We start from the raw sequence: 11,998 nt of genomic DNA, 5'->3' as shown, positions 1-11,998 counted from the left end.
AATTCCTGTCAACGGGACTCAGGTCGCGGCGGGCACCACCGGCTGCCAGGACAGCGGAGTGGACAGGATCATCGTGCTGGACGGGGTGCCGTAGGCGGCGAGCCGGTCGATGAACTCCTCGAACGCCGTCATCGAGGCGACGGCCGCGAGCAGGACGCAGCAGGCGTTGCCGGTGACGCGGTGCAGTTCCCTGATCTCCGGCCAGCTCCTGGCGTCGGGGTCGCGCAGCAGGCAGCGCGCCCCGTAGCACTGCACCTGGATGAGCGCGGTGACCGGCAGCCCGGCCCTGGTGAGGTCGATCTGCGCGTGGTAGCCGAGGATGATCTGGTCGCGTTCCAGCCGCCGTACCCGTTCCGCGACGGCCGGAGCCGACAGGTTGACGCGGCGCGACAGCTCGTTCAGGGACAGCCGGGCCTCGGACTGGAGTTCGGCCAGAATCCTGTGGTCCACGTCATCCACTTTGCGTTCCTAAAGATCGTCGCCGATTCGCCTTTGAATCGGCAGGTCAGACCAGGTTAGCGCCGTGCGTTGCCCATTCCGCGGTGCGCGCGATGTGTCCAGAATGAGGGGGGTGAAGACCAACCCTTATGTCGACTACGCCCGGCTGGACACCCTGCACGACCTGCAGCGGCCCAGGACGGGGGAGAGCGCAGAGCTCTCGTTCATCGTCACGACCCAGGTGATGGAGCTGCTGTTCGGGCTGCTCGCCCACGAATGGGAGCAGGCGCGCGACGCCCTGGTGGCCGATGATCTCGACGGGGCGGTGGCCGTCCTGCGGCGCGGGCTGCACGTGCAGGACGTCCTGGTCTCCTCGTGGGACCTCCTCGCCACGATGACCCCGGTCGAGTACGCCCGGTTCCGCGACGCCCTGGGCGACGCCTCGGGGATGCAGTCGGTCGTCTTCCACCGGCTGGAGCGGCTGCTGGGCACCGCCAAGGGCCCCGAGCCCAGCCTGTACGACGCGGCGCTCGGCCTGCTGGAGCGGCACGGGATCGGCGGGCGGGACGAGCCGTTGAAGACCTGGCGGGTGGTGTACGAGTCCCACCCCGAGCTGGTGCCGTTCGCGGAACTCCTGGTCGACGTGGCGGAGCGGTCGCAGCGGTGGCGGCAGCGGCACTACACGGCCGTCCGGCGGGCGATGGGCGCCAAGCCTGGCACCGGCGGCTCCGCCGGGCTGGCCTGGCTGAAGGCGGCCCTCGACCGCGACGCCTTCCCCGAGCTGTGGGCCGTGCGGGGTGAGCTGTGACCACCCGCGCCGACTGCGCCCGGCTCGACGCCGCGGACCCGCTCGCCCCGTTCCGCGACCGGTTCACCCTGCCCGAAGGACTGCTCTACCTGGACGGCAACTCGCTCGGCGTGCTGCCGCGCGACACCGTCGACCGGGTCACCGACCTGATGACCCGGCAGTGGGGCCAGGGCCTGATCGGCTCCTGGAACACCGAGGGCTGGTTCGACCTGCCCACCACCCTCGGCGACCGGCTGGCCCCGCTGATCGGCGCGGGCCCCGGCGAGGTCGTGGTCTGCGACTCGACCTCGGTCAACCTGTTCAAGGTGCTGACGGCCGCGCTCCGGCTCCGGCCCGGCCGCCAGGTGATCGTCACCGAGAACGCCACGTTCCCCACCGACCTGTACATCACCGAAGGGGTCGCGGGGCTGTTCCCCGGGGTGCGGACCAGGGAGTTCGCCAATGACACCGACGGCTACGGCATCGACGACGACGTCGCCGTGGTGCTGCTGTCGCACACCGACTACCGGACGGGCTCCGTCCACGATCTGGCGGCCGTGACGGCCGAGGCGCACCGGCACGGCGCGCTCGTCGTCTGGGATCTGTGCCACTCGGTCGGCGCGCTACCCGTCGACCTGACCGCGGCCGGCGCGGACTTCGCGGTCGGCTGCACCTACAAGTACCTGAACGGCGGCCCCGGCGCCCCCGCGTTCCTCTACGCGGCGCCCCGCCACCACGAGGCCGCACGGCAGCCGCTGACCGGCTGGTTCGGGCACGCGACGCCGTTCGCGTTCACCCCCGGCTACGAGCCCGCCGAGGGCGTCGCCCGGTTCCTGGTGGCGTCGCCGCCGCTGCTGGCGCTCGCCGCACTCGACGCGACCCTCGACCTCTGGGCGAAAGTGGACATGGCCGACATCAGGGCCAAGAGCCTCGCGATGACCGACCTGTTCATCGAACTGACCTCGGGGCTGCCCGACGTGTCGCTGGTGACGCCCCGCGAGCACGCCGCCCGCGGCAGCCAGGTGTCGCTGCGCCACCCGCACGGCTACGAGGTGGTCCAGGCGCTGATCGCACGGGGCGTCGTCGGCGACTTCCGGACCCCCGACATCATGCGGTTCGGCTTCACACCGCTGTACCTCCGCCACGTCGACGTGTTCGACGCGGCGGAGGCACTGGCGCAGGTGCTGCGGGACGGGACGTGGCGCGAACCCCGGTTCGCCGTCCGCAACAAGGTCACCTGAGACGAGTCAGGCTGATACGAGTCAGTTCGTCAGGACCAGCTCGCGCTCGGCCTCGGGCTCGGCGGGCCCCTCCACCGACAGATGGGGGAGGCGCTTGTCGAGCCAGCTCGGCAGCCACCAGTTGGCGTCGCCGAACACGTGCATCATGGCCGGGACCAGGATCGTCCGGATGATGAAGGCGTCCAGCGCGACGGCCGCCGCGAGCCCGATCCCGAACTCGGCGATCACCCGTTCGCCGCCCAGCGCGAACGCGCCGAACACCGCGATCATGATGGTGGCGGCCGCGGTGATCACCCGTCCGGTCTCGGCCTGGCCGACCCTGATGGCGCGCCGGTTGTCGCGGGTGTGCACCCACTCCTCGTGCATCCGGCTGACCAGGAACACCTGGTAGTCCATGGACAGGCCGAACAGGATCGCCAGCATGATCACCGGCAGGAACGCCTCGACCGGCCCGGCGGCGCCGAGACCGAACGGTTCGGAGCCCCAGCCGAACTGGAAGAACGCCACCACGATCCCGAACGACGCCGCCGCCGCGATCACGTTCATCAGGGCGGCCGTCAGCGGGATCACCACACTGCGGAACGCGATCAGCAGCAGCAGGAAGCCCAGCGCGACGATCACGGTCAGGAACAGCGGGAGCTTGCCGGTCAGCACCGCGGCGAAGTCGTCGAAGATAGCGGTCATGCCGCCGACATGAACCTGGAGGGTGCTGCCCTGCTCGGCGGGCGGGATCACGTCGTCGCGGAGCCGGTCGATCAGCTCGGCGGTCTCCTTCGACTGCGGGGAGCTGTCCGGGATCACCTGGACGATCCCGACCTTCGCGTCGGGGGCGAGCGGCATCGCGGCGACGGCCGCCACGCCCTCGGTCTGCTCGACCTTGGCCGTCAGGGCCTTCAGCGCCTGCTGGTCGCCCTGGTTCGGCAGTTCGGCGACCAGCATGAGCGGGCCGTTGAAACCGGGCCCGAAACCGTCGGCCAGCAGGTCGTAGGCCTGGCGGGTGGTGGTCGAGGTCGGGCTGTTGCCCGCGTCGGAGGAGCCCAGCCGCAGCGACAGCACCGGCAGCGCCAGCACCGCGACGACCGCGAGCGCGACCACCGAAAGCAGCGCGGGACGCCGCTCGACGGCCCCGGCCAGCCGGGTGAAGACCCCGGCCTTCTCCGGGGTGCCCGCCGGACGCTTGCGCTCACGCCGCGACAGGGCGCGCCGCCCGATGAACGCCAGCAGCGCCGGCAGCAGCGTGATCGCGGCGAGCACCGTGCAGACCACCGTGACGGACGAGGCGATCGCCATCCCGTTGAGGAAGCCCATGCCCAGCACGAACAGGCCCATCAGCGCGATCACGACGGTGCCGCCCGCGAAGATCACGGCCCGGCCCGAGGTGTCGACGGACTTGGCGATCGCGTCCTCGACGCCCAGCCCGTCCTTGAGACCCTTGCGGTACCGGGTGACGATGAACAGCGCGTAGTCGATGCCGACGCCGAGACCGATGAGCGCGCCGAGGATCGGGCCGATGTCGCCGATCCCGACCACATGCGAGAGCAACGTGATCGACATCAGTCCGGTGCCGACACCCGCGACGGCCGTCACGATCGGGGTGAGCATCGCGAAGAACGAGCCGAACGCCAGGAACAGCACGATCGCCGCGGCCGCGATGCCGATCAGCTCGCTGCTGCCCGGCGGCGCCTGCTCGACCTGGGCGATCGGGTTGCCGCCCAGCTCCACCTGCAGCCCGTCGGTGCGGGCCTCCTTGGCCGTGTCGACGACCTTCTGGATGTCCGGGATCGGGAGCTCGTTGTCCTGCTTCGTGAAGTCGATCGTCGCGTAGGCGGTGGTGCCGTCCGCGCTGATCTGCTGGGCGCCCTGCGCGTCGTAGGGACCGGTCACACCCGCCACGGACGGCAGGTGCGAGATCTCCTTCAGGGTCTGGGACATCCGGCTCTTGACGGCCGGGGCCTTGGCGTCGTCGGCCTTCCAGACGACGGTGGCGCTCGCGCCGGACCGGGCGGGGAGCGACTGCTGGAGCAGTTCCATCGCCTTGGTCGACTCGGTGCCGGGCAGCGAGAAGCCGTTGTCGGGCTTCGAACCGGTCGCGCTGGACGCGGCGCCCAGCCCGATCAGCGCGAAGACCCACAACAGCACCACGAGGAGCCGGTGGCGGGTGCACCAGCGGGCGAGGGCGGACAAAGGGGACCTCCAGGAGTTTCAGGAGACTCCAGCGTCCCTCGCTCTCCGAGTGGTTCTTTCGGCCGCTCGGAGGGTTTTGTCAGTACTGCGTCCGCAGTATCCCTACTGCTCAGGGCGGAGCCCGCTGCCGCCCGGACGGACCAGACCGGCCTCATACGCGATCATGACGAGCTGCGCCCGGTCATGCGCGCCGAGCTTGGTCATGGCCCGGTTGACATGGGTCTTCGCCGTGTACGGGCTGATCGTCAGCCGGGCCGCGATCTCCTCGTTGCTGAGCCCGCCCGCGACCAGGACCATGGTCTCGCGTTCCCGGTCGGTGAGATCGCGGAGCCGTTCCGCGACGGCCCCCGCGTCCTCGACGGGCCCCGTCAGGAACCGGCCGATCAGCGCCTTGGTCGCGTTCGGCGACAGCAGGGCGTCACCGCGGGCGACCAGCCGGATCGCGTCCTGGAGCTCGACCGGCTCGACGCCCTTGCCCAGGAAGCCGCTCGCCCCCGCCCGCAGGGCCGCGAACACGTACTCGTCGATCTCGAACGTGGTGAGGACCAGCACCCTGACCTGGGGGAGGGTCCTGGTGATCTGGCCGGTCGCGGTGAGGCCGTCCGAACCGGGCATCCGGATGTCCATGAGCACGACGTCCGCGTGCTCGGCCAGCGCGACCGCCTCCCGGCCGTCCCGTGCCTCGCCGATCACCTCCAGATCGGGCGCGGACTCCACCAGCACCCGGAAACCGGCCCTGACCAGCGCCTGGTCATCGGCGAGCAGCACCTTGATCATGACACCTCCGGAACGGGCAGCCAGGCCCTGACGGTGAAGACGCCGTCCGCGCGGCCGGCTTCGAAAGTCCCGTGGACGGCCAGGGCGCGCTCCCGCATCCCGAGCAGCCCGTGGCCCTCGGTGTCGTCGTCCGCCGCGGGGGCCGTGTCGTTGGTCACGCGGAGCTCCAGCCCGTCGGGGCGGTAGCCGAGGAAGAGCAGCGCGCGGGGACTGCGGCCGTGCTTGCTGACATTGGTCAGGGCCTCCTGGACGATCCGGTACGCGGTCAGGTCGACCGTCGGCGGCAGCTCGCGGACCGCGCCCTCGGTCTCCCGGTCGACGATCAGACCGGCCGCCGTGTGCCCGGCCAGCAGATCCGACAGCCGCTCCAGCCCCGGCGACGGCTCGGTCTCCAGCTCCACCGGGGTGTTCGGCTGCCGGAGCAGGCCGATCGTGGTGCGGGCCTCGTCCAGGGCGGAGCGGGCGGCCTGCCGGATATGGGCGAGGGACTGGCGGGCCTGCGCCGGATCGCTCTCCAGCACATGCGCGGCCACCCCCGCCTGCACGTTGATCAGCGCGATGTGGTGGGCCAGGACGTCGTGGAGCTCGCGCGCGATCCGCAGCCGCTCGTCGATCACCCGCCGTCTGGCCTCCTCCTCGCGGGTCTGCTCCGCCCGGATCGCCCGCTGCTCGACCTCGTGGACATAGGCGCGTTTGTTGCGGACCGCGTCGCCCAGCGCCACCGCCAGGGCGAGCTGCGCGACCATCGCGATGCTCTCGGGCCCCAGCCAGAGCCGGCTGTTGAACACCTGGCTCACCGCGAACAGGGAGACCGCGATCGCGGCCGCCGCCATGCAGCCGTCACGCCGGCCCCGCTGGACCGTGAACGTGTACATCGAGATCATCATGACCAGCATCAGCGGGCTCTTCAGTCCGCCGAACGCGATGTAGAACGCCGTCCCGAGGGTGACCACGGCCAGCACCTCGGCCGGCCAGCGCCGCCGGAACGCCAGCGCCCCGCACACGAACGCCCCGAAGATCACCAACTGGGCCGTCGGCGGTCCGATGTGCTCCTCGTCGCCGTACCTGGCGACCGTCAGGGTGGTGACGTAGACGGCGACGGCCAGCACCACGTCTGCGACCAGCGGGTGTTTTCGCACCGCCGGCCTGGGATCCGGCCACGACATGCCCGCACCCTACCCGCGCGCCCGCTACAACTGGGTCATGCGCATCACCGTCTTCGGGGCCACGTCGCTCACCGCCAGGACCTTGCTGCCGCTCGCCGCCGCCCGCGGGATCGAGACGGTCGGGTACGCCAGGGACACCACCGGGCTGGCCGCCGACCACCGGATCAGCGGCCAGGCCGACGATCTGCGCGCCACCACGACCGCCCTGGCCGGCTCTGACGCAGCGGTCGTCACCTACGGGATGGGACGCCGCTCCCGCCTGTACTCGGCGGGCACCCAGACGATCATCCAGGCGATGCGCGACCAGCAGGTGAAGCGGCTGATCGTCGTCTCCGAGGCTTCCTACGGGCGGCATCTGCGCGACACGACCCCCGCCAAACGCGCGATGGCGGCCCTCTACGCCGTCACCCGCCGCCACGCCGTCCACGAACGGCTGCTCCAGGACGCGATCCTGGGGTCGTCGGGGCTGGCCTGGACGGCGCTCCGCCCGCCGACCCTCCGCGACCGCCCGGCGGCCCCTTCGCCCGCCTGGACCCTCGACCCCGCCAGGAACCTCCGCCGGACCTCCACCTACACGACGGTCGCCACGGTGATCCTCGACATCCTCCCCGACGAGTCCACTCACGCCCGCGATCTCTACCTCTGAGACCCGAGCGCTATAGAACCTGTTCTAACCGCACCGGGCGATGACGGTCTCGGCGAAGGACTCCAGGTTGCGGATCTTGGTGTCGAGGGGCTCGAGGTCGGGGCCCTTGATGTAGGGGATCCGGAAGCCGACGATGACGTCCGTGATGCCCTTGTCCTCCAGGCGCTTCACCCCGTCGACGGTGTAGGCGTCGAAGGAGATGACATGGATCTCGAACGGGTCGCCTGCCCTGCCCTCGGCCGCGCGGAGTGCGTTGAGCTTGGTGAGCAGGGCGTCCAGCTCCGCGCCGTCACCGCCGGCGTGCATCCAGCCGTCGCCGCGCACGACGGCGCGGCGCAGGGCGGCGTCGCTGTGGCCGCCGACCGGGAACGGGATCGGCGCGGGCGAGGCGGGCCGGATCTTCATCGACGGGAGGTCGTAGAACTCGCCGTGGAACTCGAAGTACTCCCCGGTCGTGAGGCCGCGGACGATGTCGATGCACTCGTCCATCCGCTTGCCGCGCCGCGCCCACGGCACGCCCATCGCCGTGAAGTCCTCGGGCCACGGGCTGAGCCCGACGCCGAGCGCGAGCCGTCCGCCGGTCAGCGCCGCCACCGAACTCGCCTGCTTGGCGACCAGCACCGGCGGGCGGATCGGGAGCTTGAGGACGAACGGGGTGAACCGCAGGGTGGTCGTCGCGGCGCCCATCGCGGCCGTCAGGACGAAGGTCTCGATGAAGTCCTTGTCCTCCAGGAACTCCCGGTTCCCGTCCTCGGTGTAGGGGTAGCTCGCGTCCGACTCCTCCGGGTAGACGACGGAGTCGGGCACGGCGATGCTGTGGTAGCCCGCCTGCTCCGCCGCCCTGGCCAGGGGGAGGTAGTAGGCGGGGTCGGTCATCGCCTCGGCGTAGGTGAACCGCATGTCACGAGCCTACTAGAACGTGTTCTCTTTACAAGAGGTGGCCGCGCAGCGCCGTGAGCTGGGCGGTGCGCGAACGGACGATCCTGTCCGCCAGTGCCCGCGAGACCGGATCGGCGCCCTGGGCGAGCTCCCGGCGGGCGATCTGGACCGCGTCATCCTGATGGGCGACCAGCAGCAGCAGGAACTCGCGCTCGAACCGGGCGTCCGGGGCGGCGGCGGTGGAGGCCAGGCCCTCCTCCGCCGTCTCCGGGAGCCCGCCGTGGGCGGCGTGCGAGCCGGGCGGCGGGACGAGCGGCCGCCTCCAGCCACGCAACCGGGCCACCATGGTCTCGACCTCGTCGAGCTGGGTCGACTCGATCGCCGAGACCAGCGTGCGCAGCTCGGGACGGACCTCGCGGCCCCGCGCCAGCCTCACCACGGTCACGCCCTGGCCCTCGTGGTGGGACGCCATCTGCAGGAACATCACGTCGGCGTCGTTGAAACCGGTCGCCGGCGGATCGGCCGAAGCCGCCGACCAGAGGTACCCGAGCACGAGCAGGCCCGGGACGAGGAGGGCGAGCAGCCGCGACCGTGTCTTCGTCCCGGGGGCCATCGGGGTCAGCCCTTCTGCCAGAGGGCGGGGGTGGTCGCGGGCTCCCAGCCGGGCAGCGCCGTATGCGCCTGGCGGCAGGTGTAGTGCGCGCCCGCGTAGGTCACACCGTCACCGGGCCGGTAGGCGGCACCGGCCGTCCAGGTGCCGCCCGGCGTGGCCGTCGGGGTGGCGGTGGGCGTGGGGGTCGGGGTGACGGTCGAGGTCGGAGTGGGTGTCGGGGTGGGTGTGGTGCCGCCGCCGAAGTCGACGTCCGAGCAGGAGTAGAACGCCTCCTGGCTGTAGAACGTCCGCTGCCAGATCATGTACAGGACGTGCCGCCCGCTGCGCTGCGGCAGCGTGATCGACCACCGGGTGAAGTTCGTCGGATCGACGTTGGTGAAGGTCGTGATCGGCACCAGATCACCCCAGGTGAGCGGCTGCGTGGGAGCCCACCCGGCTCTGGTGAGGTAGAACGCTAGACACCGCACGGCCCCCGGCCAAGGGCCCCGGAAGGAGTTAACCCGCTGCTAAGGCCCGCTTAACTCCTGGTGGACCCCGGGGCTTTACCCGGCCCCGGGGCCCGAAGGTTGCCGCCCGTTCGCACGCCGACGACGTTTAACGGGAGGGTCATCATCAGAGCGTCGTGCTCTTCCGTTGAGCTACGGCGGCAGGGAGAGCCACCGACCGGATTCGAACCGGCACCCCGGCGCTTGTCGCCCTTTCCGTCTCGATTCGGCGATGAGCGGCGATGCTGAGCTTGGAGCGAGAGTCTGAGATTGAACGGCTGCCTCTTCCACCTGGGCTACCCCGCCGTGTGGTGGCGGGGAGGGGCGTCGATCCCCTGCTGTCACCGTGCATCAGCTTCACCTTGAGCTTCAGCTTTTCCGCCCCCCTGGGGGACGGCCCCCTCGCGCTCCAGCGAGGGGAGTCTTGGGTTGGTTCCTATCCGAGAAGGTAGCCGAACACCGCGTCGCCGACCCGCTGGTCGACGACCTCCGCGCCGTTGGCCTCCTCGCGGGCGAACTTCACGGCCGCCTGCAGCCGCTCCACCCGGTCGAGCAGTTCGTTGACGCGCTGCGCCTGCATCGCTCCCGAGAACCGGACCGTGCTCCAGAAGCCGACGATCACGTCCTCCTGGTACGACTCGACCTGGGCGGGGTGCTTCTCGGTCGCCTCGTACAGCACGTGGCTGCGCATGACCTTCTTGGTGCGGTGGGTCTGGGTCTCCTCGGTGCGCCACACGTCGCTGGCCGGGTCGTGCCGCCACGCCTCCGCGGCGTCGAGAACCGGCAGTTTGGCGACGAAGGTGTGCAGGTCGACGAGCTGCTTCTCCAGGAAGAGCAGATACGGGACGGGCACGTCCGCGAGGATCGTGACGCCGTCGACGACCACATCGGCCTTGGCGTCGCCGTTCGCCCAGTCCTTGGTCGCGGTGACGTCCAGCAGCTTGGTCAGCGCGTCGCCGACCGCGCGCAGTTCGTCCTCGGCCTTGACCTGGACGCGCGTGGACTCCGACGGAAGCTGCTCGCCCTCTTCGTCCTTCGGACGGTAGGTCCGTGAGATCCCCGTGAGCAGGGCCGCCTTCTGGAGCCGGTGGTAGGCGTCGGTGATCGCCCGCTGCGTCCGGCTCTTGACGCCCTTCTCCACGGCGATGATCTGATTGAGCTTCGCCATGATTCCTCCCCGTATGTTCGTGAGAACCGTAGCGAGCCGGGTCGGGCGGTGCATCTGGTTTACGGGGTGGGTTTGCGGCGGCGGCGGGTGCGGGCGATCTGGTCGGGGTCGATGTCGGGGTGCGCCCAGGTCTCGGCGAGGGCGAGGCTGGGGGCGCGTCCCGCGGCGATGTGCGCGAAGGCGCAGGCGGCCGCCGCGGACTCGTTGCCCGACGCGATGAGCTGGTAGAGCTCCTCGTGTTCGGTGCACTGCTCGGCCGGATCGCGTTCGGCGGTCAGCCGGAACAGCCACTCGGTGCGGGCCGCGAGCGGGCCCATGATCCCGCTGAGCAGGGGATTGTCGGCCAGGCCGATGATCGCGGCATGGAAGGCGGCGTTCGCGGACGCGATCCGCTGGACGTCGCCCTCCTTGGTGGCCTCACGGGCCTCGGCCAGTCGCGCGGACAGGGGTTCGAGGCGGTCGGGGGCCGCGTTGGCGGCGGCCAGCCGTGCGGCCAGCGACTCCAGGACCTCCCGGACGTCGAAGAGGTTCTTGACGTCGGCGGGGGTGAACGGTGCGACCAGCGCGCCCTTGCCCGGCACGATCAGGACCAGGCCCTCGGCGGCGAGCATCCGCAGCGCCTCGCGCAGCGGGATGCGGGACACGTTGAGCTCGGCCGCCAGATCCCGCTCCACCAGACGGTCGCCTGGTGCGAGCCGCACCTCGACGATGCGTCGCTTCAAAGTCGCGTAGGCGAGGTCGCGAAGGGATCCGGTCTCTGTCACGAGACCCCACAGTAATCGGCGGGCACCGGTGTTTTCGCGGACGAAACATTCCGGGAACGCGTGCGCCACAGAGGGGCGGAAACTTAACGGTATACCGTTAAGTGGAGGGGTCATGAATCCTGCTCTGGAGCTTACCGGCGTCGGCAAGAGCTTCGGAGCCGTCCGGGCCCTCGACGCCGTCGATCTGACCGTCGCCGCAGGTGAGGTGCACTGTGTGCTGGGCGAGAACGGGGCGGGCAAGTCGACGCTCTGCAATCTCGTCTACGGCTCCGCCGCGCTCGGCGAGGGCGCGATGCGGCTGTTCGGCGAGCCGTACCGGCCGCGCCGCCCCGCCGACGCACTCGCCCGGGGCGTCGCCATGGTCCACCAGCATTTCAGTCTCGTCCCGACCCTGACGGTCGCCGAGAACCTGCTGCTCGCCGAGGGGATCGGCCTGCGCACCCGGCGTTCCGCGCTCGCGGCCCGCGTCGCCGGGATCGAACGGGACTTCGGTCTCGCGGTCGATCTGGACGCGCCCGCCGGAACGCTCCCGGTCGGCGAACGCCAGTCCGTCGAGATCGTGAAGGCGCTGCTCCGTGAACCGCGCCTGATCCTGCTGGACGAGCCGACGGCCGTCCTCAACCCGGCCGAGATCGACGCGTTGACGGCCACCTGCCGCCGGATCGCCGCCACCGGCCGTGCCGTCGTCCTCATCACCCACAAACTCGCCGAGGTCGAGTCCGCGGGCGACACCGCGACGGTGCTGCGCGGCGGCCGCGTCACCGGTTCGGGGCCGATCGCCGAGCTGGGCCGCGACCACCTGGTCTCCCTCATGATCGGCCGCCCTGCCGCGGCCCCGCCCGCCGGGACG

Annotated in this window: 13 protein-coding genes; 4 read left to right on the top strand and 9 right to left on the bottom strand. The window is 70.9% G+C overall.

Features of this window, described 5'->3' with window-relative positions; all coding sequences use genetic code 11:
• Positions 1–18 precede the first annotated feature (18 nt).
• On the bottom strand, positions 19–459 hold the full coding sequence (locus tag ACYVE7_RS06885) for an Lrp/AsnC family transcriptional regulator (RefSeq protein WP_460363710.1): 441 nt from the start codon (positions 457–459) through the stop codon (positions 19–21).
• 103 nt (positions 460–562) lie between these two features.
• Between ACYVE7_RS06885 and ACYVE7_RS06880 the strand changes: the two genes are divergently transcribed.
• Positions 563–1,246 carry a tryptophan 2,3-dioxygenase gene (locus ACYVE7_RS06880; RefSeq protein WP_460363709.1) on the top strand — a complete coding sequence of 228 codons (684 nt, stop codon included), beginning with the start codon at positions 563–565 and terminating at the stop codon, positions 1,244–1,246.
• A complete protein-coding gene (kynU, locus tag ACYVE7_RS06875; RefSeq protein ID WP_460363708.1) occupies positions 1,243–2,466 on the top strand; it encodes a kynureninase in 1,224 nt (407 codons plus the stop codon). Before ACYVE7_RS06880 ends, kynU begins: the two co-directional genes overlap by 4 nt.
• 21 nt (positions 2,467–2,487) lie before the next feature.
• Here kynU and ACYVE7_RS06870 read toward each other — a convergent pair whose 3' ends face one another.
• The 3 genes from ACYVE7_RS06870 to ACYVE7_RS06860 all read right to left on the bottom strand — a co-directional run bounded on the left by ACYVE7_RS06870 (position 2,488) and on the right by ACYVE7_RS06860 (position 6,593).
• Positions 2,488–4,650, bottom strand: a complete 2,163-nt coding sequence (locus tag ACYVE7_RS06870) for an MMPL family transporter (protein WP_460363707.1) — start codon at positions 4,648–4,650, stop codon at positions 2,488–2,490.
• Between the two features lie 102 nt (positions 4,651–4,752).
• The gene (locus ACYVE7_RS06865; RefSeq protein ID WP_460363706.1) at positions 4,753–5,427 is read right to left on the bottom strand and encodes a response regulator transcription factor; all 675 of its coding nucleotides are present in this window, start codon (positions 5,425–5,427) and stop codon (positions 4,753–4,755) included.
• A complete protein-coding gene (locus ACYVE7_RS06860; RefSeq protein WP_460363705.1) occupies positions 5,424–6,593 on the bottom strand; it encodes a sensor histidine kinase in 1,170 nt (389 codons plus the stop codon). Before ACYVE7_RS06860 ends, ACYVE7_RS06865 begins: the two co-directional genes overlap by 4 nt.
• Here ACYVE7_RS06860 and ACYVE7_RS06855 point away from each other — a divergent pair.
• Complete coding sequence (locus tag ACYVE7_RS06855; protein ID WP_460363704.1) at positions 6,592–7,239, top strand: NAD(P)-dependent oxidoreductase; 648 nt, start codon at positions 6,592–6,594, stop codon at positions 7,237–7,239. The genes ACYVE7_RS06860 and ACYVE7_RS06855 overlap by 2 nt on opposite strands.
• A gap of 24 nt (positions 7,240–7,263) precedes the next feature.
• Here ACYVE7_RS06855 and ACYVE7_RS06850 read toward each other — a convergent pair whose 3' ends face one another.
• The 5 genes from ACYVE7_RS06850 to ACYVE7_RS06830 all read right to left on the bottom strand — a co-directional run bounded on the left by ACYVE7_RS06850 (position 7,264) and on the right by ACYVE7_RS06830 (position 11,148).
• The gene (locus tag ACYVE7_RS06850) at positions 7,264–8,139 is read right to left on the bottom strand and encodes a TIGR03619 family F420-dependent LLM class oxidoreductase (RefSeq protein ID WP_460363703.1); all 876 of its coding nucleotides are present in this window, start codon (positions 8,137–8,139) and stop codon (positions 7,264–7,266) included.
• 28 nt (positions 8,140–8,167) lie between these two features.
• Positions 8,168–8,731, bottom strand: a complete 564-nt coding sequence (locus ACYVE7_RS06845) for a DUF305 domain-containing protein (RefSeq protein ID WP_460363702.1) — start codon at positions 8,729–8,731, stop codon at positions 8,168–8,170.
• A 5-nt stretch (positions 8,732–8,736) separates the two neighbouring features.
• Complete coding sequence (locus tag ACYVE7_RS06840) at positions 8,737–9,198, bottom strand: lytic polysaccharide monooxygenase (RefSeq protein ID WP_460363701.1); 462 nt, start codon at positions 9,196–9,198, stop codon at positions 8,737–8,739.
• Positions 9,199–9,652: 454 nt separating this feature from the next.
• Entirely contained in the window at positions 9,653–10,384 is a 732-nt protein-coding gene (locus ACYVE7_RS06835) for a DUF7873 family protein (RefSeq protein WP_460363700.1), read from the bottom strand.
• A gap of 59 nt (positions 10,385–10,443) precedes the next feature.
• Positions 10,444–11,148, bottom strand: coding sequence for a GntR family transcriptional regulator (locus tag ACYVE7_RS06830; RefSeq protein ID WP_460363699.1), 705 nt, complete (start codon positions 11,146–11,148; stop codon positions 10,444–10,446).
• A 112-nt stretch (positions 11,149–11,260) separates the two neighbouring features.
• Here ACYVE7_RS06830 and ACYVE7_RS06825 point away from each other — a divergent pair.
• A partial coding sequence (locus ACYVE7_RS06825) for an ATP-binding cassette domain-containing protein (protein WP_460363697.1) occupies positions 11,261–11,998 on the top strand: 738 nt, incomplete at its 3' end.

Source organism: Actinocorallia lasiicapitis (assembly GCF_054778695.1).
This window is presented reverse-complemented; position numbering and strand designations above follow the sequence as displayed.

Bases quoted from the DNA above. Each gene is read 5' to 3' on its own strand.
- ACYVE7_RS06845 (WP_460363702.1), bottom strand. From the start codon at position 8,731: ATGGCCCCCGGGACGAAGACACGGTCGCGGCTGCTCGCCCTCCTCGTC.
- ACYVE7_RS06880 (WP_460363709.1), top strand. From the start codon at position 563: ATGAGGGGGGTGAAGACCAACCCTTATGTCGACTACGCCCGGCTGGAC.
- ACYVE7_RS06835 (WP_460363700.1), bottom strand. From the start codon at position 10,384: ATGGCGAAGCTCAATCAGATCATCGCCGTGGAGAAGGGCGTCAAGAGC.
- ACYVE7_RS06855 (WP_460363704.1), top strand. From the start codon at position 6,592: ATGCCCGCACCCTACCCGCGCGCCCGCTACAACTGGGTCATGCGCATC.
- ACYVE7_RS06850 (WP_460363703.1), bottom strand. From the start codon at position 8,139: ATGCGGTTCACCTACGCCGAGGCGATGACCGACCCCGCCTACTACCTC.
- ACYVE7_RS06860 (WP_460363705.1), bottom strand. From the start codon at position 6,593: ATGTCGTGGCCGGATCCCAGGCCGGCGGTGCGAAAACACCCGCTGGTC.
- ACYVE7_RS06865 (WP_460363706.1), bottom strand. From the start codon at position 5,427: ATGATCAAGGTGCTGCTCGCCGATGACCAGGCGCTGGTCAGGGCCGGT.